Consider the following 21,606-nt stretch of genomic DNA (forward strand, 5'->3'; position numbering starts at 1 on the left):
GTCGTTGAAAAGCCTATTTCCAAATCATCGCGGTTCTGGTCGTGGATCGGTAGTGGCGGGGCAGGTGCCGCAATCCCGTTTGTCGATTGGCGCGTCCAGATGGTGCTTGTGGTCTTTGTTTTGCTGTTGGCCGCCTATGCCATCTTCACCATGCCGCAGGCCAAGGCCAAGCTTGAACAGCTGGTTGATGCGCTATGAGCTTTCTGTTCACTCACTGGCGTGTTCTGGCGGTCATAGGCGCATGTCTGGCCGCAGTCGCCCTTTATCAGTTTGGCAAGCGTGATGGCTATCGCGATGCCATGTCTGATCAACTTCAATCAACAATCAAAGCAGAGCGGGAAAGGGTGGCGGACGATGCGAAGCTACGCGATCTACCGGATTATGATTTTTGCAGGCTTGCTCTTAAGCGTCGCGGGTTGCCAGTCGAACAATGCGACGAGTTGCGCGGGGTTTCGCAAGAATAATCTCACACCGGCCGGTCTCGTTGCTCTCACCAAAGCGGATCGGGCAGGGGCTGAGCGTGTCGAAGGCAATGACGAAAACGGAAAGCGACGGGGTTGCTGGTGATGTCGGAAGATTTGAAATGGCTGATCGGTACGGCGCTTGGCCTATCCACATTCTTCGGCGGTGCCTTGCTCACGGCCTTTCGATCCTTGTCGTCGTCCATAAAGGATGGCGATGAGCGATTGGCGGAGTCGGTAAAGGCAGGAGACGATCAGCTTCACGAGCGCATCAACCGGGTTCGGGATGAGTATGTCCGCCGCGTTGACTATGACGACAGCATCAAGCAATTGCGCGAGAGCGTGAAGGAACTTCGGGACGAAACCCGTGAAGGGACGAAAGAAACAAACAAGCGGCTGGATCAGGTGCTGGCCGCGTTGGCGCGGGATAGAAAGTCTGGATGATCGTTGCCGGATAAATTAATGACAACTTAACCATATTCTTTCGATTGGGGAGCATTTGTTGCTCTATATCCCGGTGTTGCATGAAAGTTACATACATTTCGAACGCATATTCTATGATCAACATCAATGAATTTATTGAGCATGTTAGGGGGTTCCCATGAACATCAAGTCTCTTCTTCTTGCATCTGCCTTTGCCGTTGTAGCCGCAGGTGGCGCGCAAGCCGCTGACGTAGTCGAATATCAAGAGCCTGCTCCTTATGTTGAAGCTGCTCCGGCATTCTCGTGGAGTGGCGCATATGTTGGTGGCCAGATCGGTTACGGCTGGGGCAAATCCACAATAGAAGATCTGGGAAATATTAAGCCGGACGGGTTCCTTGGCGGTGTTTATGCCGGCTATAACTTCGATCTGGGTAATAGCTTTGTCCTCGGCGTTGACGGCGATATCACCTACAACGGCCTTAAAGAGAGGCGCTTCTATACCGAAGATGACGATGAATTTTCGATGGAAAGCCGCCTGCGTTGGTCTGGAGCAATTCGTGCTCGTGCTGGCGTCGCAGTCGACCGCTTCATGCCTTATGTTGCCGGTGGTGTAGCATTCGGTCAGGTGAAAAATTCAGGATGGGGTGATAATGGTCACTTCTCTGATAGAAAAACAATGACAGGTTGGACTATCGGTGGCGGCGTTGACTATGCCGCGACGGATAACCTTATCTTGCGCTTCGAATATCGTTACACTGATTACGGTAAAAAGGATTTTGGCTTCGGTTGGGAGCCATTCGAAGACAAGTTCAAAACGCATGACATCCGTCTCGGCGTTGCCTACAAGTTCTAAGCCTGAATTGCAGGGTTAATAAAAGGGCGGTCATTCGACCGCCCTTTTTGCGTTGCAGGATGTATATGAGGCGAGGGGGCTTCCGTTGCTCGCTGGCTCGCAATCAGAAAGAGGAGCGAAAGAAAGAAACAAGCGGCTGGATCAGGTGCTGGCCGCGTTGGCGTGGTACGGAAAGCAAGATTTTTTGCGTGTATGGGTACTGTGAAATGAAATTATTCGTCCTGTTCGACTAATGTATTACTGATTTTCTACAAATAAACGTCACGATCCTCTGGTTTAAATGCTGTAAAAAATGAGGCGATTGGCATAAGATAGATTATGGCTTATATTTTACTGCAAGTATTAAAAGAGGGAGGGTAACTTGGCAAAAGTTGCATCAATGATCTGTGCTGTGGCAATGGCGCTTCCGATGATGACAGTATCACCTGCCATTTCGGCTCCAGTTAATTTAACGGCTCCAATAGTGGGCCATGCCGCTCCGGTCATCGATGTTCAATACCGTAGACATCGAAATCATTATCATCGTCCGCCCCATCATCACCGCCACCGGCATCATCGCCATCATAGGCGACATCACCGGGGCGACGTTGCTGCAGGTATCATTGGCGGTTTAGCGGCCGGTGCTATCATTGGCAGCATAGCAAACAGTCACGCTCATTCGGCACCCCCTAGAAATCCCCATGTGGAATGGTGCCTCAGTAAATATCGTTCGTATGATATACGAACTAATACATTTCAGCCTTTTAACGGTCCTAGGCGGTTCTGCAATTCGCCCTACCGATAATTTGCCAAGCGTGGTCGGCCACCTAAATTGGCCGACCGATTATGGGAATCTGGTCACAGTGTCGATCCCGTCAGGTCTACTAGGTCATTATCGGGCAATGGCTTCTGCATTTCCTTGGCTTCGTCCCACGGTGCACGTAGCCAGGTATCTATTTCTTCTTGTGTTCGTAGAATGACCGGCATCGCTTTAGGGTGAACGGGCTTGACGACAGCGTTTGGCTCGGTTGTCAGGAAAGCAAATATTTCGGCCTCAACCGGACCTTCTTTTTTCTTTCGCGTCCCTTGCCACCTGGTCCAGATGCCAGCAAATACAAATAGCGGCTTATCCTCGTTTAAAGCAAACCAGTGTAGTGGCTTTCGTCTCGTGACGGGATCAGGTGTTTGTCCATATTCAGAAAACGATGTGGCAGGCACTACACATCGGCTTTCCACGCCTTGCCATCGCCGCCAGTGCGGGGAGTTGAGATTGCGGATATTAGTTACGCCGCTATCGGCTTCCCCCTTCACATAAATTGGAGGGGTAGGCATTCCCCAGCGAAGCATTGCAAGTTCTGGTTCACCATCCTTCACATTGCGCAAAACTGGGGCTGGGTAATCTGGATAGATATCCAGTTGTGGATCTACACGGTTGGTCATATCTCCAAATTTTGGAAACAACCGGCGCATAGCTTCGTGCGATGTGGTGATGTTGTAAAGATTGCACATACCAGTCCTCCTAGCTTGCAGAATAGCGCAACAATCAGTTGCGTCCAGTTTGCGTTGACTTCCGGAAGAATCATCTCGGCAAGCGATAGGCCACGAATTCTCCATGACCTTTTGCAGAGCAGGCTTTGCAGCGCAGTTTTGATTTATGGGCATTCAGCGGCTCATAATGTCCAATTATCCGCGCAACAGCATCAGTATTGAGATCGCTCAGATGGCCGCAACGCGTACAGAAACCGCATAAGATCGTCCAAGGTTCAATATCGGCGATCCGGGAAGAGGGATCCAGCTTCTCATATGATGGAGGTCGAGCCATGTTAATATCACTTAATTACAGTCGGCTTCCAACCGCGTGCAAAGCCAAACGACATAGCGATGCTGGCATACTCAATTTCTTTCACCAAAAAATCTCGGTCTTTGAGTAAGCCTTCAATCGCCGCGCGAACGTCCCCTTTGTAATAAGCCAATACCAGATCGATCTCATCATCATAATTTTGCGCAAGCGCATTCATTCGTCGTGCTCCATTAAAGCAGACATCTCCGCCGCCAAGCATGTCTTTAGTTACGATGTTCTATAAATGTTCTATTGCGTTTGATGAGTCAAATGATTCTTTTGCCACGGTAAAACTGTGGAAAAGGTGAGGGGAGCGTTTCAGGTTTCCCAATAAAATCAATGGGTGTTTTAGGAGGGTAGGTGAGGGGAATTACAATCGCCCATCTATATCAAGCTATTGATATGTTTAGTCTTTATCACGATAGTTTGAGGATCGAATGGTGGGCGTGACAGGGATTGAACCTGTGACCCCTACGATGTCAACGAAGATCACCTAGCAAAAACTGTTGTAAAACAATAACTTAATATTTGGGCTATGGTCGAAAAAGTGCTGTTTGTACTTATTTCGTTCACTGTTTCTGGTACAGTGTACCAGTGACCCCTACGTTACCCCTCTAAAGTTTGTCGAATCTGGATTAATTTCAACCGCCATAATCCAGCACCGATGCAGCGTCTTTTAAGAAGTCAGGGGAATATCGCGCATACACTTTCCGCGTAACATTCGCATCGTTGTGACCCAAATACTGAGCAATTTCTTCCATGCTGACTCGGGCCTCAGCCATATGTATTGCTGCCGAGTGACGAAGAAGGTGTGGAGTGACATGTCCAACATTCGCCCGCTTTACCGTGGCTGCAAATCCCCTTTTTATAGATTGAACTGGACCGCCTGCCCACTCAATAACCCACTTTGAAAGGGCTTGAGGCTGTGCCGTCAGCAGAGCTTCCTTCACCATGCGATTCATAGGCACAATGGCACGCCCTTTGTGCGGGTTGGAGATATTGGGGTTACGCAGATCAATTTGTTCGCGTACGAAATCGCAGCGGTCCCATGTTAGGTCTAGTAATGCTCGTGTGCGGGCGCCCGTCCCCAAGGCCAGTACAATAAATAAACGAACATGCGGCGTGGTTGCGCTATCAATTAGCAACTTGGCTTGCTCGCGGGTCAGATGACTTTCTTTGGGGCGCGGCTTCGATGGACGCTCAATATATGGCGCTTTGTGGATGAGGTTGTTTTTCTCAGCCCACAACAGAACCATCCTCAAATGCCCTAGCTCGGTGTGAATCGTGCCATCATGTATGCCGTGCGGTCGCAGCTCACTGGGTTCCCTGCGCTCGGCGATGTGGGCGCGACAGTCAGCAATAGTTATCTCAGATGGATCTAAGTGGCCGAACCGTCGCTCAAGAGCTCGCCACGTGTATTTCATAGTTCCGACAACTGCGCGCCCAGATTTATCTGCGCAATATGCCGCCCATAAATCAGCAACAGTGTCTCCTCGCGGTCGCGTTAACTGCGCGAAGTAGCTCGGCGCAATGAGTTCAGCTTCGCGCGCGTCGTTAGTGTTGAGAGTAATTCGGCGGCGTTTTCCTTCGTGGTCATAGTAGACGAGGCAGAACTGTCCTCGGTGCCGGCCAATGGAGTATTTTTTGTCATCCGACATTGATATTCCTCGACATCCTCGCCCCTGATCCTAATAAGTTTGGGGCCGATTTTAAAATATGCTAATTCACCACGGCGTAGTAGATTACGAACATGCTGCTCGCTGCATCCCCACGCCTTAGCCAACGTGGCTGGTGTAAAAAGATTGTTGTCGTTATCGGCTCTCATCCTTCACTCCCTTTCCGGGCTTGGCGCCCAAGCACAAAACCTTCCCATGTCCAGTACAAGGGCCACGCAGCACCGCTCACAAATCCACGAAATGCCTGACAATCACGCGGTTCAAGCACCTTATTGCTGCACTCTGTGCTTGAAGCAGCGTACCCGAAGGTTAGCATCGCTATAATCAAATATGCGGCAATGCCCGTGTTAAACGTCAGCTTCATTCGCTCTTCTCCCCTAATGTGCTGGCTGCGATTTGAGGGCGCGGATGGCTGTAGCGATTGAAGACGATGCGTCTTGTTGACCCGATGCGTAGAATTGGCGCTCTTCGTCTGTCCAAGCAATAGCAGGGCGGCATGGTTCGCCTTCGTGAAGTTCCGCTATCTGCGCCGCTTCCTCCAGCGCCTGTTCACGCGCTGATCCGGACATATGCGGGGCTGCCGCGGTGAGGGCTTTTATCATCGCACCGGGAGCAACACCTATTCCCCATCTTGTGCCATGGATTAATGCTGACTGTACATCGTGAGGTACGCCAGCATCGGCTAGAGCTCGTGCCGCCGCCTCCACGGCCTGTTCATTAACCTGCATGACGCACCTCCTCACCAGAGATTATGACCTTACCGCTTGCTGCCAGTCGGCTGGCTACAGGCTCAGGAATTCTAGGATATCCGATACGCTGCGGGCCAAGCCGCAGCGCGTTCAAGAATGCCGCGTCAATGCGGCGGGTGGCTTCATCCATCACACAGCCCTCCGCGCAGCACGACGGCAGTTGTCGTTGGAAGGACGGTAGCGCCGACCGAGATGCTCGCCGGTCGATCGAGCAAGTTGCACCGCCGTTTTGCGCAATATTGCTGCGACTTCTCCGGTGTGCAGATTAGCGATAGACAGCACAGCGGCAGCGGAAGTTCCTTGTGCTTGGAATTCGGCGGCGGTCAGGATTGGGGTCGCGATACTGCGACGCTTGTTAGGTCTGGACATTTTTTCCTCGTGTGGTTGGTTGGGGTGGTGGTGGCGGCGCTTATGCAGCGCGACGCCATTCTAGATAGAGGTGCTTGATCAATCGCTTTTCTACGTATCGATGCGCACGATTGGCTGCATGCATCTTGTAAGATTCATTGCCGGTCTTTTCATTGCGCTCGACAGGCAGCCCAAGCTTTTCGGATTCGTAGCGGGCGCGCTCTGCATAAACACGTTGATAATAGCTCGCATGGAGCAGGTCGCAGCCATAGGCCGGTCGCCATTTACCCATGCCGCCGATGACTTGCTGTCGGGCATTCCAGCTGACCGCGCGACGCTGTCGATTATACCCGTGGGCAATCCAATCTTGAGCGGTTGCGCCTTCACCAGGTGCGCCCTGCCTTTTGCCGTTCATGACAGCAAGGCCTAACCGCTTCCAGACGGCTGCAACCGACTTATAACTTCCAATGTCACCACATTCACCGACAATGGTGGCGAAGGAAATATCGCCGAAGCCTTTGACGCTTTTTACCCATGGATAAACAGGGAGATGCTTGACCAGCTTGGTCATTACTTTTTTAATCTCTTCGTCTTGCTTCTCGAAATTCTCGATAGATGCAGGGAAATGACGAATGGTGGCAGCTAGGCGAGATACTATCTGCCCGGATTTGATCTCTTCCAGTGCTGCGGCGATAGCTGTATCAACGCGCTTTTCAGCGGCCTTGGATAGCTTAACCTTTTTGCGTCCGAACGCCGTAACTTTGTCGGTGTTAGTATCTTCTTCAAAATCCGCGTCAGTGCATAACATGCTTCGAGCCGCGGCCTTTTGTGCGAGTATAAGCTTTGTTTTGTTTTTTAAGACAAACTGGCGCTCACGATGTAATGCAACCAATTCATCCACCACAGCTTCAATTTCGTCTGTGGGTTCATATGGCGCGAGTGGTATATGGCCGGACGACCATTCTGCTTGCGAATTATGCCCGATTACGGCAGCGGCAGCTGCGATGCTGGCGGGGTTGAGGTCTGCGTTTACGTGTATGTTCATGGTAGTGCTCCTCGTGTGACGGGCGCGTGATAGATGGGCTGCGCTGAGCTACTGGCCCGTGGGTGAAAGGGGTGCAGATGGGCGCGCCTTATATGGGTTACGGACCAGAAGTGGCCCATCTGCGGGTAGAAAAAGGTTGGGGCGGCGAAGGAATTGTGGGTTACACGCGGACATTGGCCGCCCTGCGCTTTACGCAGCTCGCGCCGCGTTATAGAGCGCTGTTAGCTTTTCATTGTCGAACGTATCTGCCACGCACTTGCCAGCCGGCAGTTCACGCAAAACAGTTTTATAAAAATTAGCTTTCTGCCACATATCGCGTGCTTGCGGCTCATACACACCAATCGCGTGCTCAATGTCAGGGCGCTTGGCATCAGCCATGAGCGTACCGTTTGGAAGGACGGCTTCAAGCAAGCGCAGAACAGAATTTGCGGCGCGCTCTAAGCGGCGCTTTTGTGCAGGCGAAATAAGTGGTGGTGGATTTATTAGAGCGCGCGGTTTGGAAATATCTGCATTCGGGTCGTCATTGAATATCTTAGCATTGTCGCTGCGAATAAGCTGCCCAACGGCGGAGCGTGCACCCTCGCTGATTAGAAACTCCGCTAGCGCAGCATTGTGCTCGGCAGCATCAATAACAGCGCGCACAGCTTCGTCTTTTCTTTTGCCGGCCCTGTCGAAAGTGAATGCGATCAAATCGCGTGGGGCCATGCTTTTGCCGCCGGTTTTTCTTTTGCCTTTAGTCGCTGTTGTAATGTTGGTGTGAATGTTCATTTTATTTTCCTCATGTGGTTTGCGGTTTAAGGGCCGGCAAGCGCGGCGGGCGGCCAGTGGGGTGCGCAGATGCTGTGGCCGCGCTTGCCTATTTCGTTGAGGACGGGCGGAAGCTTACTGGGGTCCGTCCGATGCGTGGCCCGTCCTCGTGCCGCTGTTGCGGCGAAACTGGTGTGCTGACCGGCGCAAGGGGGGTGGGTTACGATCCCATGGTGGCCGGTCAGCGGTCCCCGTTTGGGGATTGGTATGCAGGGTAGGGCGAGGCATCCATGGGTTACGAATCTCGCGTGGCCCCACCCTGCATTTCGTTTTGCGTCGCTATTCAGCGCCGCGGTGATTGGTGGACGGGCGGAGGGAAAAAGGTTTACGCCAGTCACCTGGCCCGTCCTCGGCTTGCGCCGAATTTGTAGGTAGCAGGAAGGCGACCGACTGCTGGGTTTCACATGACCAATGGCCTTCCTGCTAAGTTTTGGGGCGGCGACGGCGCCATGGTTTACGCATCATTGATGGCCACACCCCGCGCCGTAGCGCTATCTTCCTTTCAACAGCTTCATGCGGCCACCCCGACAGCAACGGCGCACACGGCGACGCAGAACGCCACGATAACTGCCATTTCGAGTGCTTCACGCGCTGCATATCGAAGCCACGGCTGCGGTTTTGCATGTTTGCGCGCCTTGTAGTCAGGGCGGCGCATTGGTTCGACATTGCTTGCGCGGGCGGCGCTTGGCCTCACGTACGGCTGGTCGTCAATGTAAACTTCAGTTTCGAAATGGTGATGAGAAAGTGAGCGGGTCATGCTGCTGCCCTTTCTTCAAGAGCTTCCGCTTCTGTGGCTGGCGCACAGAGCGCGACAACGCCACTCGTCTGGAAAACTTCAAACGTTTCGCCAGGGAATAACTTTGCGAGACGGGTTGCCTCGGCAGCGGCTTGTTCAATGGAGCCGTGTTCAAAAGGCAGGACACCTCTAACGCCAACGCGTCCTGTTTTCTTTCCGCGGCGGAATACAAAGAAACCGCCGCCAATTGTTTCGTTAATGCGAGGCTTTGGAGATCTTCTTCTTTTAACGCTGTTTGCCATATCAATTACTCCTCGTGTTTGGTTTTCAGCAGATCAGGTTGGTGAAACCGTCTTCGTGCTGTCGTGTCATCGTTATATGCGCTATTGTCACCTGATGTCAACAAAGAAAATTGACAAAAGCGCAACGAAGAAATTCATTCAGTTAATTTACAAGAAAATGTTCTTGAAATGTTCTGACAATAATGGAATCGATAGGTCAGAAAGGAAAATGGGATGACTGCTTTGTATGTTGTTCAGTCGTTTACTGAAGGTCGGTGGGGGGTAATTCCTGACACACCTATTGAGGTGCAGGATTACGAGCAGGCAGAGCGCCTTGTATGCAGGCTTGCAAGAACTAAGCCCGCAGTAATTGCAGTGGAGAAGTGGATGGGAGGAGTAGAAATAATCGCAGCCATCGGGCGCGTGCCCGAAAGCGTTTTCGAGGAGGCTGCGAATACCGGTTGTTAGCGGGTGTTGTACTTACCCACGACGCGATGACAAATGGGCCAATCCGCACGGAACTCTTTAAATTCTTTCTGCGGGTTGTACTGTTCAAGCATCCATTCGCGATCATTGAAGCCGATGAGTCGTTTAATGATGGCTTCGTGCTCATCGGTTTCGCTGGTGTGATACAGCACCACGTCCTCATCCCTTGCAGGCGGTAAATTGGGGTTAACAAGTGCTGTTTCGCCCGGGCGATAGGCTGGAATCATAGAGTCGCCGGTAAGTAGCAATCCGTAGCCGCCTTTCACGCCTTGAAGCATGGCAGGCATTTTCATGTAACTGATTGGGTCAAAGGTAATAATGACATGTCCGTCACCGCCACGAGCTGCCGCATAAACAGGAAGGTCGCGATTCGCTCCGACGAGATCGCTGCCAGGAATAGGGTTGGGCGTGAAAACATCATCGGGATTAGATGTAGGTTGCTGAGATATGTTCATCTCGCCTTTACCGAAGGCTAGCCAGTCTTCGTTCAGATCGAGTGCGCGAGCGAGTCGCGCTACAAACTCAACGCTCGTGCCGCGTTTGCCGCTCTCAAGCAGGCTAATGGCCGATTTATCGCGACCAACGAGGTCGGCGACTTCAGCTTGACTTAATCCTTTTTTCTCACGGGCTTTACGGAGCCGCTGGCCAAATTCCTGATCCATGATGTGCTTTTCGCATATTGTTGCGAGAAAGTAACGTGCGAATTTGTCATCATGTGTTGACAAGGGTGCGAAAATGTCATATATATGAGCCATCAACCGATGCAATAAGACACCGGAAGTTAAAAAAGGAGGCCCAACCTCATGATGAAAGACAGCATCCTCCCAAGGGTGGCGGCGATCGAAAGATAGAATAGTCAAGCGAATTACTAGAGGAGAAGCGTAATGATGAATAAAGCCGACAGAAGCAGCAACGCTTCGATGTCACAAGGACCGTAGAAAGAGGGACGCTGCATGGTTAAGAGCCATGCGGCGCTTTCGGCGTGGCGACTTTAGCCAGTCGATTTTAAAGGACGGCTTTATGCCCGGCACCACCCGTAGCAGCCGTCCTCCGTAATCGTAGCGCCACACGAGGAGGGCAAAGCCACTTCCAAACGCTACTTTCCTTGCTGGGTACCACCCCAGCCGATCAGACAAATGCCGTTGTGCATGGCATTTGTCAACTACCACCACACCACACGAGGAGCATATGCTTGATTACGATACGCTGATCGAATTGCATCGAATGCGAGACGCCGGGGCAACAATTTCTGAAATTAGCAGAACGCTAAACATCGCTAGATCAACAGTGATGTGGAATTTACGCCGACAAATCCCAAAGCCCACAGACAATTCCATTGTTGTTAGATCCGTTATGAATGGCGGGTGGTCAACATCACCGGTTTCGGTGAGTTATATTTCGCTTCCGCGAGTGCGATTTCTGGAAGCGGCTAACGACAATTTCGAAAGCGCTGCTGTAGCAGCGTAGCCTTTACAGGCAGGCCGACCGCCAAGGAGAACGGGGCCAACGATCAACCTCCATTCAGGAGGCTTTCTTGAAAACTAAATTCACACGAACTGGCGAGCGGGACATGACAAACCGCAAGCCTTACCGAACGGCTGCGCAAAAAGTCGAAGCGCGACGCACGGCGCGTCTCGTTGACGGTCGATACGTTAGCAATGCGCCCGTTAGTTACCACCGTGCACCGAGAAGAGGTGCGGCATGACCTGCGGTTGCACCGAATGTTGGGATTTACCCGGCGAGATCGTCGTCCATCGTCTTTGGAAGTGGAAGGGGATCATCGTTGAAGAGCGGGACAGTTTCCGCTGGCTAAAAGTTCGCTTCATGATCCCGGGCTCTGGATTGGTCGTATTAGAAGTATCCCGTTTCGAAGTGGAGCCCGAAAACCTTGACTGCGACTGCGGTGATGCGATCGACGAACCAGAAGCCGACGACAATGTAATCCCGGTTGATTTCACCAAGAAGGTGAAGCTTACGAAAAACACCAAGACGAGGGGGAATGCATGACCAAAGCAACACCACCAAAAGATTATGTGGTCGAAGAAGATCGCATTCTCGAATTTGATCCTTGGGGCAATCCTGAAAGTACGTCCAGCTTAGGCGACAAGTTTGCTTATGGCTTGATGGTCGTCGCGATGATCGCAATTGCCGTAACACTCTATTCTTGGGTGCTAATATGATCGCGAGAAGCATTAACCCCGGGAGAATACCGGGCAAGGGCAAGATTGGGCAATCAATAGTGCTTGCCGGAGCAGTGCTGCTTTTATGTTCAGCCATTGTCGCTGCGCTGTTCTGGAATGTCCTGCTGCCTTTTTATGGGTTGCTCTATTTGTGGGGCGCCAGTTGATGCCGGACAGACCGCTACGAGATAGCTGCGTGACCTCCGTCACGTCGCCACCACCATGGCTCGTCGGCTGGCTCATCCTGCTAACCGTCGTTGCCGCAATCACCATCACCCACCACACCTACTGACACGAGGAGTCCTATGGCTTTATCTTTATCTAGCCTGAAAACGACCAAGAGAAACGATCCACCTGTGATGCTTCTCTATGGGGTTGACGGCATCGGCAAAACTTCGCTTGCAGCGGAGTTTCCTAATCCAATTTATCTTGCAACCGAAGGTGAGCGTCCGCCGTCTGATATCGAAATGGTAACACCCGGCACGATCGAGAGCTTTGACGATCTGCTGAATGTGATCGGTGAATTGCTCACGGAAGAGCATGATCGTCAGTCGGTTATCATAGATAGCCTTGATGGATTGGAGCCGCTTGTTTGGCGCACGACCGCATCCCGCCTCGGCATTAATGGTATTGAAGATGCTGGATTCGGTAAAGGTTATGTTGAAGCCGATACTGAATGGAATGAGCTCATGGCAGCGGTATCGGCATTATCCCGTGCAGGCATGTATGTTGTCATGTTAGCCCACCCGGAGATAGTGCGGTTTGATAGTCCCACCACTGATCCATATTCACGCTACCAGCCCAAGCTTCATAAACGTGCAAATGCCCTAGTACGTGAGAAGTCCGACATTGTCGCTTTCATGAACTATCGCATTTCCATCAAGGAAAAAGAGGTGGCGCGGCAGACTAAAGTTGCACACGCCGAGGGTGGTAAAGAGCGACAAATGCACTTCAATGAAGCTGCCGGTTTCAATGCCAAAAACCGCTACTCGATGCCCGACAGCGTCGTTTACCGCAAAGGGCAGGGCTTCACTGACATTTCCAAGTTTTGGCCTGTCGCAAACGACAATGTCCAGCAACAGCGGGAGGCAGCATGATGGGGTGGTTCAGTCCAAAGGCAATGAAGTTAGTTTATGGCGAGCCTGTCCATCAGATGGTTGCAAGAGCCTTTCTGTATGGTGCGATTAAGGTTGATAATGAAAGCATCCTGACGACAGCTAGGTATCACTTTGTTGGTGATCACGGCGTTGTGTATCGCGGCAAAGATCGGACTTGGCATCGAGCAACTCCAAACCTGGCCGCGGGTGTCGCGCAGCTATGCGAAGAAATACAGCAAGACTTTAACGAGCGTACCGCAGCTCAGAACAAGGCGCGCGAGTACGCACGCGAAAAGCTCGCCGTTCCTAGCCTATTCACAGCCGTTAAGGAGGCAGCATGATGGGGTGGCCACAAATCACGATGATAGTGCTGCTGGCGCTTGGGATTGGCGTATCTGCTGCAAAACACGGCGATCCGCGACCGCCTTATAGCATCGGTGTCGCGTTAATCAGTTCCGCTATAACTGTCTGGCTGCTTATCGCAGGCGGCTTTTTCACCACCCACTAAATACCACCACCGTAAACACGAGGAGCCAAAATGGCTAAACTAGCAACCAGATTTGATGCAACCGCTCACGATACAGAGCAACGCGATTTTGAGGAATTGCCGAATGGTGATTACGAGCTCGAAATTGAAGCGTCGGAACTTCACGAAGGCGCGAATGGAACCGGTCTTAAAACGACCATGAACGTGGTGCGCCCGGAGGATTATAAGGGCCGCAAGCTTTTCAATTACTACAATCTTGAGCATAAAAATGCACAGGCTCAAGACATTGGCCAACGCCAGTTCGCCAGCTTGTGCCGCGCGATCGGAGTGTCTGAGGTCGAGGATTCCGAGGAGCTTCACTTCAAGGTGTTCACGGCCCGCGTGGGCCTCGGCAAGCCTTCCAAGGATGGCCAATACCCAGCACGCGCTGAGATTAAGAAGTATTACTTCCCGGACGAGGGCAATGTTCCTCAGCCCTCTATCGACGCTAACCAGCCTCGTGTTGCGGCTAATGATAACCGTGCTGCAGCTGCGAATGACAACAAGCCTGCTGCAGCAGCAGCTGCCGACAAGAAGCGCCCTTGGGGTTGATCGTAATACTGCTGCTGCTGGCGCGAAGCGCCGGTGGCGGCATAGGAGGGATTGATGGCGAACGAATATGATGTGGCAGAGGCCACGACTTATTTAGAAACTGGCGGGTTAGGTGAAGTCATCGGCCTGACCGATTTAGCGCGCCAAATGGAGCAGTCGAAAGTCCAAATGGACACGGATATGGCAATGGCGTTGTGCCTGCTGGCAGGTGAAGCGTTGAAAGTCAGAAAGGAGACGGCATGACTCTTTCAGAATTTAAGGCATGGCTGGAAGGCTTCAGTGCTTCATTCAGTAACGGAACCCCGGATGATGCGCAGTGGGATCTGATCCAAAAGAAGCTTGCAAGCGTTTCCTATTACACAGCTCCACTGCCAACAACGTTACCGAAACTGCCGCCAATCGGCGAGCCGTGGCTAAGTGGACCGCAACCAATACGGGATCAGTTTACCGTCAGCTAAACCTAACAGGCGCGGCCACCAACCGCGCCTACCACTAAACACGAGGAAACAACCATGCGCGTCACTATTGACCGCTCACAGCTCGCGCACGCGCTGGCGACTGTGACAAGGGCTATCGAAAGTAGAAATCCCGTTCCGATCTTGGGTAATGTGCTGCTAGCAGTCGAGGACGGTAGTCTGCGCCTGACCGGCACAGATATGGACATTGAAATCACTACCAGTGTGCCAGTGATAGACGCGGCCGATGGCGCTGCGACGGTTCCCGGCAAGATGCTTGCGGATATCGCGAAGCGTGCCACCGGTGACATCACTCTTGATCTGGATGGTCGGCTTAACGTCGCTTTTGGACGCAGCCGTTATAAGCTTGATACTCTCCCAGCCGAAGACTTTCCGTTTTTTGCGTCGGGGGCGTTCGACACGACTCTGCAGCTGGATCTTGCGGCGTTGGTTGCACCATGTGTGCATTGCATCGCGACGGAACAAACGCGCTACTATCTCACCGGTGTTTATTTGCACACGGCGGATGGGCGGTTGGTTGCTGTCGCCACCGATGGTCACCGCTTGATGCGCAATAAGGGGGGTGAATCCGACCTTGCTTATGGCGTTATTCTTCCGCGCAAGCTTATTGGTTTATTGCCAAAAGGTGAGGTCACGCTCGATCTGTCTGAGACTATGGTACGGGTAACATCTGGCGCAACTACCATAACGAGCAAGCTGGTCGACGGGACATTCCCGGATTACGTGCGGGTGATCCCGCAGGCCAATCCAAACTTACTTACTGTCGATCGTCTGGCCTTTATGAAGGCAGTCGAGCGTGTCGCTGCCGTCGCTGATGACAAATCGCGAGCAGTAAAGTTCACAATTGGCGACGTTGTGGGTCTAGCTCTGGCGGACAAAGCCAGCGACGAAGTTGAAGGAAGCTTTGAAGGCAAGCCTTTAGAGATTGGTTTTAATGCCCGGTACGTGAGTGAAATGCTTGGCGCGCTCGACGAGCCGAACGTGCGCATTGCTCTGAATGATGCTAGTTCGCCTGCCGTTGTTACTGGCGATGGCGACTGGACCGGCGTACTTATGCCGATGCGGGTGTGAGTAATATGGCCAGATTTTCAGTCAATTACAGTTTCCACGCACGTGCCTATGAGACCATTGAGGCTTCCTCACTTGAGGAGGCCAAGGCGCTGATTTACGCCAAGGTTGGAGCCGATGACTTCGAACTCGACGCTGACGAGATTGATGGTGTCGACTTTGACGTCACTGAGCTGCATCCGGTCACACGCGGAGGTCGAGAAATCTGGACGACATACGTTCGAGACAGCGATGTTCGCGGTCATGGATCGGCTTTGGCTGAAACGCCGCTCTTTGGGGCCGTATAAATGGCACCGCTTCCTAAAGCTCAGTCCAGCACGGTCCGTGCCATCTATGCAGCGTACGAAGCCGCAAACAAACCACGAGACGGGAAGACAATTCCCGCCTCGCAGATAGCGGAGGAATGCTCGCGAAAACTGTTCTTTGATTTTCGCTGGACCACGCCGCACGAACATATTCCAGGGCGCACTCTGCGCATTTTTGAAACGGGCGTCATCGAGGAGGATCGTTGGATTGAAAATCTCCGCATGATCGGCTGCGAGGTCGTATCGCATGAAGACAGTGGGCGGCAAATCCGCGTCGAGCTGTGTGATGGACACGTTGGCGGTTATTTGGACTCCGAAATACTTGGACTGCCGGAGGCGCCGAAGACTTGGCACGTTGGCGAAATGAAAAGCCACAATTTGAAGAGTTTCACTGCACTTAAAAAGGATGGGGTCGAGAAAAGTAAACCGCTGCACTACGGCCAGATGCAAATTTATATGCATGCAAGAGGTAGAGACCGGGCCGTTTATCTGGCCGTTTGCAAGGACAATGACGAATTATACGCCGAGCGCATCAAGTATGACGCGGCATATGTAGGAAGGTTGCTAGCCAAGGCTCAGCATATCATCCACGCAAACGATCTGCCGCCGCGTATAAGCGACAATCCCGAATTCTTCGCATGTAAGTGGTGCAAGCATCATAGTGTGTGCCACGAGGCTGCATGGCCTCGAACGAACTGCCGCACTTGCATCTTTAGCACACCCGAGCCGGGCGGCGTTTGGTCGTGCGCTCGCTTTAACAAGCCTCTTTCACTCACAGAGCAAGGCGAAGGATGTCCCGCGCACTTGTTTCTGCCGGCATTGGTGCCGGGTGAGCAAGTGGACTCCTCAGAGGAAGAGGAGTGGGTCGAGTATCGGCTGCGCAACGGCGAATTATGGAGGGATGGTGCTGCTAAGGGCAATCAGGAACAAAGGGGGCAGCAAAATGAAATGGCGGGGTGAAACGCAGCTTCAATGGGAAGAGAGAACGTCCGATTGGCATCGGCACTTCTGTCTTTTCCCTCGGCAAATGAGAAATGGAAACTGGGTCTGGCTGGAATGCTGCTGGGCCAGAAGGCGCAACACTTTGGCTGGCGGCTGGTATTTTGAGTTTTCCGATGCAGTCACGATACCTGAAGATGTTTGCTTAAAAACTGTTCCTCCGGGTTCTTTGGGTTTCAAGCAATGAACATCCCCGCCAATGACAACCATCGCCGCCCCGCATCGTTCGATGCCCTCTTACTGCAGTGGACGCCGTTTTTACACAAGCTCTCGCTGAACTTTGAGCACGATGCGCAAGACAGAGAAGACCTTGTGAATGAGACTATCACCGTCGCACTGCATAGATGGGGTAATTATAGGACGGATGCGAGTTTTCCCGGTTGGCTATCTTTTCAGATGCGGAGTTGCGTGTCTGCGCGAATGAGAAAGCAACATGCCGATGTACGTTGGATCGCACGTGTTAACCCGGAATGGAATTCGACTGCTCAACCCAACCAGGATGACGTTGTCGAGTTATCACAGGTGATCGGGATGCTTAATCCCGGCAGGGACCGGGATGTATTTCTGCGCGTTATTGATGGCGAAAGCGGGCAGGTCTTAGCTGACGAATACGGCATCAGCCGTGAGCGTGTTCGTCAAATTGTCGCGAGGCAACGCAAGACAATCTGCCAAAGTATTGCTGCCACTGAAAGGAGGGCTGCTTAAATTATGTTGCAGCTTAGAGACTACCAACGTGCCGCAGTGGATGCGCTTTATGAATATTGGCGCCAGCGACCCGGCTCACCTCTTATCGTGCTTCCTACGGGCGGCGGCAAGAGCCTTGTGCTGGGGACGATCTGCAAAGAATTGATAGAAGGCTGGCCCGACATGCGAGTGCTCGTCGTGACGCACGTTCGCGAGTTGATTTTGTCCAATTATCAGGAGTTGATGAACATCTGGCCATTTGCGCCCGCAGGTATCTTCTCGGCTGGCGTAGGACGACGCGACGCGAAGGCACAGATTGTGTTCGGCGGCGTGCAAACCATCGCTAATAAAACGGAGCAGATCGGTCACATAGACGTTGTATTGGTCGATGAGGCCCACCTCATGCCGCGCAATTCTGAAACTCAATATGGCAAGCTGATTGACGGGTTGCGGGTTATCAACCCTGACCTGAAACTAGTCGGGCTCACAGCCACGCCTTATCGACTGGGTGAGGGGCTTCTGACAGAAGGTGATGGTGCGCTTTTTGACGATATTTGCTACGAGAAACCTATCGGAGAGATGATCGAAGGAGGTTATCTTTGTCGCCCTATTTCAAAAGGAATGGCCACGGGCTTTGACCTATCTGGTGTCGGTAAGCAGGGCGGAGACTACAAGCAGAACGCGCTGCAAGCTGCGATTGATAGAGATGACATAACGTCTGCGGTTGTAGACGAGATTGTCGCGTATGGCACTGTCCCAAACGCAGAACGGAGGGCATGGTTAGCTTTTTGCTCGGGAGTGGACCACGCGCGGCACATGCGTGATGAAATTCGCAGTCGCGGGTTCACATGTGAGACGATCACCGGGAACACACCCGTTGCTGAGCGAGACCGCATACTTGCTGATTTTAAAGCGGGTAAGATCCGCGCACTGACTAACAACTCTGTGCTAACAACTGGCACGAACCTACCGATCGTCGATCTGGTTGCGTTTTGTCGTCCGACTTTGTCTGCCGGTCTATATGTGCAAATGGCGGGCCGGGGATTACGGCTATATCCCGGCAAGGATAACTGTCTCTTTTTGGATTTTGCTGGGGTTGTTCGTAAGCACGGCCCGATCGATGCGGTTACTCCTCCGGGTATGAAGTCAGGTGATGGAGAAGCGCCAGTAAAACAATGTCCGCCAGATGGTGGCGGTTGCGGTTCACTGATCCATGCCTCAGTCCAAGTATGTCCTGATTGCGGTTACGAATTCCCGATCGATGAAACGCCAAAGATTTCGGCGCAGGCAGAAGACGTTCCGATGCTTTCTAAAGATGAGGCAAGCACCCGTCAGGTTGAACGCCGCACTTTTGCATACCACGAAGGTAAAGGCGGGAAACAAGACAGTGTGAAAGTTTCATACTGGGTAGGCGTGTCACCGATTAACGAGTGGCTTGGTCCAGCGCATACGGGATTTTTCAAGTCTAAGTCCGACCGGTGGTGGCGCAAGCATGGTGGGCAGGCACCGTTTCCTAAAACCGTGCTTGAGTTCTTGGAGCGTCAAAACGAATTGCTGCCGACCGCTGAAATTAAAGTGAAACCGAACGGTAAATATTGGGAAGTCGTCGATGCAATACCGGGAGCCGCGAACGACAACATGTCTGTGTCGGAGCAGCCTGCCGCGGCGAATGACAATGAACCATCCTGGATGGCTGAGATAGCGGATTTAGAAGATGTGCCGTTTTAGAGATGGCAGACCACTTAGCACTGAAAAACACGAGGAGACACTATGTCATTGAAAATATTCGGTAAGCATGATGATCGCACAATTCGGCAGATGAAAACCTGCATGTCGACTGGTAGTGCTGCCGCGGGCGTACTTTGCGCAGATGGTCATCTTGGTTACGCCCATCCAATCGGCGGCGTTGTGGGTTACACTGAACATATCAGCATTAGTGGTGTCGGCTTTGACATTGCTTGTGGCAATATGGCAGTGCGGCTCGATACCCCGGCATCAGAGGTGAAGCCTCACGTCGGCCAGATCTTGAAAGATATTGCGTCTGTAGTTTCTTTCGGTGTTGGGCGTAAGAATGAGGAGCGCGTTGATCACGATCTCTTTGATAGTGAGTTGTGGCAAGCAGCTGACGTTGAAGACCTCAAACCCATGGCCCGTGCACAACTTGGCACGGTCGGCAGTGGCAATCATTACGTTGATCTTTTCGAGGATGAGCAGGGCTTTACGTGGATCGGAGTGCATTTCGGATCGCGTGGTTTGGGCCACAAGATTACCACGAAATACCTAGCCCTAGCTGGCGCGAAAGACGGGATGGAAGTGCCGCCCGCACTACTTGAGGCAGACAGTGACCAAGGTCGCGGATACCTAGCTGGCATCGAACTTGGCGGGTTGTACGCATACGCTGGTCGTGAATGGGTGGTGGAAAAGGTTCGTCAGATTATCGGCGGTAATGTCACTTTCAGCGTTCACAATCATCATAATTATGCGTGGCGCGAAACCCATAACGGTCAAGACATGTGGGTTGTCCGCAAGGGCGCAACGCCAGCCTTTCCAGGTCAGTACGGCTTCGTAGGTGGATCGATGGGTGACGATGCAGTCATATTGCGTGGCGTCGATAGTGATGAAAGCCGCCAGAGCCTTTATTCCACGGTGCATGGCGCGGGCAGAGTGATGTCGCGCACAGAAGCCCGTGGACGTTTTGCGCGAAATCCTGCCACCGGCAAAAAGGAACGCATGCCGGGCAAGGTGCGACGTGATGAAATGCAAGCTTGGATCGCTGACCGTGGCGTGACGCTCCACGGTGGCGATCTCGACGAAGCGCCGCAGGCTTACCGTCGCTTACCAGACGTACTAGCCGAACACGCGGGCACAATTTCCATCGAACATACTTTGCGACCGCTCGGAGTAATCATGGCCGGAGCCAACGAGTTCGATCCTTACAAAGACTAACCTTCACCGGCTAACAATCAAGACCGGCCTAACCAGCCGGGGCTAACCACACGAGGATTAAAATGACCAAAAACCAACAATACCTAGCTTATGACGTCACAGTGCTTGAGCGCGAATTTGCCGACTTGATCGCTGCGTTTCCAGAGCTGGCGGAAGACGAGGATTTGCGCGCCGATACAATTGAAGGTGAAACAGACGCCTATCGCGTGCTTGGCAAGATTGTGGCGATCGAACGCGATGCTAACAGCATGATCACAGCAATAAATGAGCGCGCTAAAGAGCTGTCAGCGCGTAAAGAACGATATACCCGACGCAAGGATGCAATGCGGGCGCTACTGCTGCGCTTGTTGAAGGCCGCTGACCTTTCAAAAGTTAGCCTTCCCGAGGCAACTGTGTCGGTTGGCAAAGGACGCGCCGGGGTTGAGATTATTGATGAAACCCTGCTGCCAGATAGCGTCGTTAAGTTAAAGCGTGAGCCAGATAGGACAGCGATCAAAGCGGCGCTGGATGCCGGTCAGGAAGTTCCCGGCGCGGTACTGAAGGTTGGTAATGAGACGATTACCGTGAGGGCGGCGTGATGGGTATTACCACAAGGGAAGTTGTTGTCCGGCACTGGGGTTCGGATGATGCGAAGAACGGCCATATACCGCATAGACTTGACGAGTTTATCAACGAGCTCATGCAGGCGCGCCTTGAAATCCCGCAAGAGCATTGGGCGGAAGCATTTATCGAGGTGGATGCGGAATGCCCCTATGACGATTGTTACCCGCGATTTATCGTTGCCTTCTCACGGCCTGAAAAACCTGACGAGACCGCAGCTCGGAAAGCTGAGGAACATGAACACTGGCAGGAGCAACTACAGAAAGCGCAAGAGCGAATAGCGTATTGTGAGGAACAATTGGGAGCGCTGTCATGAATTACGGCGTTTGGTTTCCAGAACTATCTTCTAGGTCGAATTCCCATGCCAATTCTTCCGACAGGGACATCACCTTTGAATGAATATCGGAAGGAAGATAGCCAATTTGAAGGAACCATCTCCTGCCAGATGGCAGGTTGGCCGGAACAAATGTCAATTTCGTGTTCTTGGTT

Annotated in this window: 34 protein-coding genes and 2 pseudogenes; 24 read left to right on the plus strand and 12 right to left on the minus strand. The window is 52.4% G+C overall.

Annotation, left to right across the window (positions count from 1 at the left end; translation table 11 throughout):
* From C7374_RS12920 to C7374_RS16590, 6 genes and pseudogenes are all read left to right on the plus strand, one after another.
* A pseudogene (locus C7374_RS12920) lies at nt 1-198 on the plus strand (glycoside hydrolase family 19 protein); the annotation flags it as partial.
* On the plus strand, nt 195-464 hold the full coding sequence (locus C7374_RS12925; RefSeq protein ID WP_111576045.1) for a hypothetical protein: 270 nt from the start codon (nt 195-197) through the stop codon (nt 462-464). The pseudogene C7374_RS12920 and the gene C7374_RS12925, both read left to right, overlap by 4 nt.
* Before the next feature lie 102 nt (nt 465-566).
* A complete protein-coding gene (locus C7374_RS12930) occupies nt 567-905 on the plus strand; it encodes a hypothetical protein (protein ID WP_111576046.1) in 339 nt (112 codons plus the stop codon).
* A gap of 157 nt (nt 906-1,062) precedes the next feature.
* Nucleotides 1,063-1,737 (plus strand): outer membrane protein, encoded by a 675-nt coding sequence (locus tag C7374_RS12935; RefSeq protein ID WP_111576047.1) that lies wholly within the window; start codon nt 1,063-1,065, stop codon nt 1,735-1,737.
* Between the two features lie 488 nt (nt 1,738-2,225).
* Nucleotides 2,226-2,351, plus strand: coding sequence for a hypothetical protein (locus tag C7374_RS16495; RefSeq protein ID WP_280970057.1), 126 nt, complete (start codon nt 2,226-2,228; stop codon nt 2,349-2,351).
* 68 nt (nt 2,352-2,419) lie between these two features.
* Complete coding sequence (locus tag C7374_RS16590; protein WP_374850733.1) at nt 2,420-2,521, plus strand: BA14K family protein; 102 nt, start codon at nt 2,420-2,422, stop codon at nt 2,519-2,521.
* A gap of 53 nt (nt 2,522-2,574) precedes the next feature.
* Here the strand turns inward: C7374_RS16590 and C7374_RS12945 are convergent, their stop codons facing one another.
* From C7374_RS12945 to C7374_RS13000, 11 genes and pseudogenes are all read right to left on the minus strand, one after another.
* Nucleotides 2,575-3,225: an SOS response-associated peptidase gene (locus C7374_RS12945; protein WP_111576049.1), complete on the minus strand. Its 651-nt coding sequence runs from the start codon at nt 3,223-3,225 to the stop codon at nt 2,575-2,577.
* 320 nt (nt 3,226-3,545) lie between these two features.
* Entirely contained in the window at nt 3,546-3,734 is a 189-nt protein-coding gene (locus C7374_RS12955; protein ID WP_111576051.1) for a hypothetical protein, read from the minus strand.
* Between the two features lie 463 nt (nt 3,735-4,197).
* Nucleotides 4,198-5,214, minus strand: coding sequence for a tyrosine-type recombinase/integrase (locus C7374_RS12960; protein WP_111576052.1), 1,017 nt, complete (start codon nt 5,212-5,214; stop codon nt 4,198-4,200).
* Between the two features lie 14 nt (nt 5,215-5,228).
* Nucleotides 5,229-5,381, minus strand: a pseudogene (locus tag C7374_RS16595) (helix-turn-helix domain-containing protein); the annotation flags it as partial.
* A 228-nt stretch (nt 5,382-5,609) separates the two neighbouring features.
* The gene (locus tag C7374_RS12975; protein ID WP_111576055.1) at nt 5,610-5,960 is read right to left on the minus strand and encodes a hypothetical protein; all 351 of its coding nucleotides are present in this window, start codon (nt 5,958-5,960) and stop codon (nt 5,610-5,612) included.
* Nucleotides 5,950-6,114 carry a hypothetical protein gene (locus C7374_RS16030; RefSeq protein ID WP_210205131.1) on the minus strand — a complete coding sequence of 55 codons (165 nt, stop codon included), beginning with the start codon at nt 6,112-6,114 and terminating at the stop codon, nt 5,950-5,952. The genes C7374_RS12975 and C7374_RS16030 overlap by 11 nt, the downstream gene beginning before the upstream one ends.
* On the minus strand, nt 6,111-6,350 hold the full coding sequence (locus C7374_RS12980) for a hypothetical protein (RefSeq protein WP_111576056.1): 240 nt from the start codon (nt 6,348-6,350) through the stop codon (nt 6,111-6,113). Before C7374_RS12980 ends, C7374_RS16030 begins: the two co-directional genes overlap by 4 nt.
* A 40-nt stretch (nt 6,351-6,390) precedes the next feature.
* Entirely contained in the window at nt 6,391-7,374 is a 984-nt protein-coding gene (locus C7374_RS12985; RefSeq protein WP_111576057.1) for a hypothetical protein, read from the minus strand.
* 189 nt (nt 7,375-7,563) lie between these two features.
* Nucleotides 7,564-8,142 (minus strand): hypothetical protein, encoded by a 579-nt coding sequence (locus tag C7374_RS12990; RefSeq protein WP_111576058.1) that lies wholly within the window; start codon nt 8,140-8,142, stop codon nt 7,564-7,566.
* A 550-nt stretch (nt 8,143-8,692) separates the two neighbouring features.
* Nucleotides 8,693-8,938, minus strand: a complete 246-nt coding sequence (locus C7374_RS12995; protein WP_111576059.1) for a hypothetical protein — start codon at nt 8,936-8,938, stop codon at nt 8,693-8,695.
* Entirely contained in the window at nt 8,935-9,219 is a 285-nt protein-coding gene (locus tag C7374_RS13000; protein ID WP_111576060.1) for a hypothetical protein, read from the minus strand. Before C7374_RS13000 ends, C7374_RS12995 begins: the two co-directional genes overlap by 4 nt.
* A 213-nt stretch (nt 9,220-9,432) precedes the next feature.
* On the opposite strand from C7374_RS13000, the gene C7374_RS13005 reads away from it, so the two are divergent.
* Nucleotides 9,433-9,666: a hypothetical protein gene (locus C7374_RS13005; protein ID WP_111576061.1), complete on the plus strand. Its 234-nt coding sequence runs from the start codon at nt 9,433-9,435 to the stop codon at nt 9,664-9,666.
* Here C7374_RS13005 and C7374_RS13010 read toward each other — a convergent pair.
* Entirely contained in the window at nt 9,663-10,544 is an 882-nt protein-coding gene (locus tag C7374_RS13010) for an XRE family transcriptional regulator (RefSeq protein WP_245412666.1), read from the minus strand. The two genes, C7374_RS13005 and C7374_RS13010, sit on opposite strands and share 4 nt — an antisense overlap.
* Nucleotides 10,545-11,218: 674 nt before the next feature.
* Between C7374_RS13010 and C7374_RS16035 the strand changes: the two genes are divergently transcribed.
* The 17 genes from C7374_RS16035 (at nt 11,219) to C7374_RS13085 (ending at nt 21,433) form a co-directional block, all read left to right on the plus strand.
* Nucleotides 11,219-11,389 (plus strand): hypothetical protein, encoded by a 171-nt coding sequence (locus C7374_RS16035; RefSeq protein WP_158527844.1) that lies wholly within the window; start codon nt 11,219-11,221, stop codon nt 11,387-11,389.
* Complete coding sequence (locus C7374_RS13020; protein WP_111576063.1) at nt 11,386-11,691, plus strand: hypothetical protein; 306 nt, start codon at nt 11,386-11,388, stop codon at nt 11,689-11,691. The genes C7374_RS16035 and C7374_RS13020 overlap by 4 nt, the downstream gene beginning before the upstream one ends.
* Entirely contained in the window at nt 11,688-11,864 is a 177-nt protein-coding gene (locus C7374_RS16040; RefSeq protein WP_158527845.1) for a hypothetical protein, read from the plus strand. The genes C7374_RS13020 and C7374_RS16040 overlap by 4 nt, the downstream gene beginning before the upstream one ends.
* Before the next feature lie 305 nt (nt 11,865-12,169).
* Nucleotides 12,170-12,961, plus strand: coding sequence for an ATP-binding protein (locus C7374_RS13025; protein ID WP_111576064.1), 792 nt, complete (start codon nt 12,170-12,172; stop codon nt 12,959-12,961).
* The gene (locus tag C7374_RS13030; protein ID WP_111576065.1) at nt 12,958-13,302 is read left to right on the plus strand and encodes a hypothetical protein; all 345 of its coding nucleotides are present in this window, start codon (nt 12,958-12,960) and stop codon (nt 13,300-13,302) included. The genes C7374_RS13025 and C7374_RS13030 overlap by 4 nt, the downstream gene beginning before the upstream one ends.
* Nucleotides 13,299-13,469 (plus strand): hypothetical protein, encoded by a 171-nt coding sequence (locus C7374_RS16045; RefSeq protein ID WP_158527846.1) that lies wholly within the window; start codon nt 13,299-13,301, stop codon nt 13,467-13,469. The genes C7374_RS13030 and C7374_RS16045 overlap by 4 nt, the downstream gene beginning before the upstream one ends.
* Nucleotides 13,470-13,499: 30 nt before the next feature.
* Nucleotides 13,500-14,039, plus strand: coding sequence for a DUF669 domain-containing protein (locus tag C7374_RS13035; RefSeq protein ID WP_111576066.1), 540 nt, complete (start codon nt 13,500-13,502; stop codon nt 14,037-14,039).
* A 54-nt stretch (nt 14,040-14,093) separates the two neighbouring features.
* Nucleotides 14,094-14,282: a hypothetical protein gene (locus tag C7374_RS13040; protein ID WP_111576067.1), complete on the plus strand. Its 189-nt coding sequence runs from the start codon at nt 14,094-14,096 to the stop codon at nt 14,280-14,282.
* Nucleotides 14,279-14,497, plus strand: a complete 219-nt coding sequence (locus tag C7374_RS13045; protein WP_111576068.1) for a hypothetical protein — start codon at nt 14,279-14,281, stop codon at nt 14,495-14,497. Before C7374_RS13040 ends, C7374_RS13045 begins: the two co-directional genes overlap by 4 nt.
* A 54-nt stretch (nt 14,498-14,551) precedes the next feature.
* Nucleotides 14,552-15,586, plus strand: coding sequence for a DNA polymerase III subunit beta (dnaN, locus tag C7374_RS13050; RefSeq protein ID WP_111576069.1), 1,035 nt, complete (start codon nt 14,552-14,554; stop codon nt 15,584-15,586).
* A gap of 5 nt (nt 15,587-15,591) precedes the next feature.
* On the plus strand, nt 15,592-15,870 hold the full coding sequence (locus C7374_RS13055; RefSeq protein WP_111576070.1) for a hypothetical protein: 279 nt from the start codon (nt 15,592-15,594) through the stop codon (nt 15,868-15,870).
* Nucleotides 15,871-16,848 carry a PDDEXK family nuclease gene (locus C7374_RS13060; protein ID WP_111576071.1) on the plus strand — a complete coding sequence of 326 codons (978 nt, stop codon included), beginning with the start codon at nt 15,871-15,873 and terminating at the stop codon, nt 16,846-16,848. It begins immediately after the preceding gene.
* 222 nt (nt 16,849-17,070) lie between these two features.
* Nucleotides 17,071-17,592: a sigma-70 family RNA polymerase sigma factor gene (locus tag C7374_RS13065; protein WP_146612738.1), complete on the plus strand. Its 522-nt coding sequence runs from the start codon at nt 17,071-17,073 to the stop codon at nt 17,590-17,592.
* Nucleotides 17,593-17,595: 3 nt separating this feature from the next.
* On the plus strand, nt 17,596-19,299 hold the full coding sequence (locus C7374_RS13070; protein WP_245412667.1) for a DEAD/DEAH box helicase: 1,704 nt from the start codon (nt 17,596-17,598) through the stop codon (nt 19,297-19,299).
* A gap of 42 nt (nt 19,300-19,341) precedes the next feature.
* Complete coding sequence (locus C7374_RS13075; RefSeq protein WP_111576074.1) at nt 19,342-20,517, plus strand: RtcB family protein; 1,176 nt, start codon at nt 19,342-19,344, stop codon at nt 20,515-20,517.
* Nucleotides 20,518-20,579: 62 nt separating this feature from the next.
* Entirely contained in the window at nt 20,580-21,095 is a 516-nt protein-coding gene (locus C7374_RS13080; protein WP_111576075.1) for a siphovirus Gp157 family protein, read from the plus strand.
* Complete coding sequence (locus tag C7374_RS13085; protein ID WP_111576076.1) at nt 21,095-21,433, plus strand: hypothetical protein; 339 nt, start codon at nt 21,095-21,097, stop codon at nt 21,431-21,433. Before C7374_RS13080 ends, C7374_RS13085 begins: the two co-directional genes overlap by 1 nt.
* Nucleotides 21,434-21,606 lie beyond the last annotated feature (173 nt).

This window comes from Falsochrobactrum ovis, from assembly GCF_003259955.1.
Classification (GTDB): Bacteria; Pseudomonadota; Alphaproteobacteria; order Rhizobiales; family Rhizobiaceae; genus Brucella; species Brucella ovis_A.

Coding starts and splice junctions, on each gene's coding strand:
- C7374_RS13070 (WP_245412667.1), top strand. CDS start 17,596: ATGTTGCAGCTTAGAGACTACCAACGTGCCGCAGTGGATGCGCTTTAT.
- C7374_RS13080 (WP_111576075.1), top strand. CDS start 20,580: ATGACCAAAAACCAACAATACCTAGCTTATGACGTCACAGTGCTTGAG.
- C7374_RS16040 (WP_158527845.1), top strand. CDS start 11,688: ATGACCAAAGCAACACCACCAAAAGATTATGTGGTCGAAGAAGATCGC.
- C7374_RS13045 (WP_111576068.1), top strand. CDS start 14,279: ATGACTCTTTCAGAATTTAAGGCATGGCTGGAAGGCTTCAGTGCTTCA.
- C7374_RS13040 (WP_111576067.1), top strand. CDS start 14,094: ATGGCGAACGAATATGATGTGGCAGAGGCCACGACTTATTTAGAAACT.
- dnaN (WP_111576069.1), top strand. CDS start 14,552: ATGCGCGTCACTATTGACCGCTCACAGCTCGCGCACGCGCTGGCGACT.
- C7374_RS13025 (WP_111576064.1), top strand. CDS start 12,170: ATGGCTTTATCTTTATCTAGCCTGAAAACGACCAAGAGAAACGATCCA.
- C7374_RS13005 (WP_111576061.1), top strand. CDS start 9,433: ATGACTGCTTTGTATGTTGTTCAGTCGTTTACTGAAGGTCGGTGGGGG.
- C7374_RS13000 (WP_111576060.1), bottom strand. CDS start 9,219: ATGGCAAACAGCGTTAAAAGAAGAAGATCTCCAAAGCCTCGCATTAAC.
- C7374_RS12955 (WP_111576051.1), bottom strand. CDS start 3,734: ATGAATGCGCTTGCGCAAAATTATGATGATGAGATCGATCTGGTATTG.
- C7374_RS13055 (WP_111576070.1), top strand. CDS start 15,592: ATGGCCAGATTTTCAGTCAATTACAGTTTCCACGCACGTGCCTATGAG.
- C7374_RS12995 (WP_111576059.1), bottom strand. CDS start 8,938: ATGACCCGCTCACTTTCTCATCACCATTTCGAAACTGAAGTTTACATT.
- C7374_RS13085 (WP_111576076.1), top strand. CDS start 21,095: ATGGGTATTACCACAAGGGAAGTTGTTGTCCGGCACTGGGGTTCGGAT.
- C7374_RS12975 (WP_111576055.1), bottom strand. CDS start 5,960: ATGCAGGTTAATGAACAGGCCGTGGAGGCGGCGGCACGAGCTCTAGCC.
- C7374_RS16045 (WP_158527846.1), top strand. CDS start 13,299: ATGATGGGGTGGCCACAAATCACGATGATAGTGCTGCTGGCGCTTGGG.
- C7374_RS12985 (WP_111576057.1), bottom strand. CDS start 7,374: ATGAACATACACGTAAACGCAGACCTCAACCCCGCCAGCATCGCAGCT.
- C7374_RS13060 (WP_111576071.1), top strand. CDS start 15,871: ATGGCACCGCTTCCTAAAGCTCAGTCCAGCACGGTCCGTGCCATCTAT.
- C7374_RS12960 (WP_111576052.1), bottom strand. CDS start 5,214: ATGTCGGATGACAAAAAATACTCCATTGGCCGGCACCGAGGACAGTTC.
- C7374_RS12925 (WP_111576045.1), top strand. CDS start 195: ATGAGCTTTCTGTTCACTCACTGGCGTGTTCTGGCGGTCATAGGCGCA.
- C7374_RS13075 (WP_111576074.1), top strand. CDS start 19,342: ATGTCATTGAAAATATTCGGTAAGCATGATGATCGCACAATTCGGCAG.
- C7374_RS13065 (WP_146612738.1), top strand. CDS start 17,071: ATGAACATCCCCGCCAATGACAACCATCGCCGCCCCGCATCGTTCGAT.
- C7374_RS13020 (WP_111576063.1), top strand. CDS start 11,386: ATGACCTGCGGTTGCACCGAATGTTGGGATTTACCCGGCGAGATCGTC.
- C7374_RS12990 (WP_111576058.1), bottom strand. CDS start 8,142: ATGAACATTCACACCAACATTACAACAGCGACTAAAGGCAAAAGAAAA.
- C7374_RS12935 (WP_111576047.1), top strand. CDS start 1,063: ATGAACATCAAGTCTCTTCTTCTTGCATCTGCCTTTGCCGTTGTAGCC.
- C7374_RS13030 (WP_111576065.1), top strand. CDS start 12,958: ATGATGGGGTGGTTCAGTCCAAAGGCAATGAAGTTAGTTTATGGCGAG.
- C7374_RS12980 (WP_111576056.1), bottom strand. CDS start 6,350: ATGTCCAGACCTAACAAGCGTCGCAGTATCGCGACCCCAATCCTGACC.
- C7374_RS12945 (WP_111576049.1), bottom strand. CDS start 3,225: ATGTGCAATCTTTACAACATCACCACATCGCACGAAGCTATGCGCCGG.
- C7374_RS13035 (WP_111576066.1), top strand. CDS start 13,500: ATGGCTAAACTAGCAACCAGATTTGATGCAACCGCTCACGATACAGAG.
- C7374_RS12930 (WP_111576046.1), top strand. CDS start 567: ATGTCGGAAGATTTGAAATGGCTGATCGGTACGGCGCTTGGCCTATCC.
- C7374_RS16495 (WP_280970057.1), top strand. CDS start 2,226: ATGTTCAATACCGTAGACATCGAAATCATTATCATCGTCCGCCCCATC.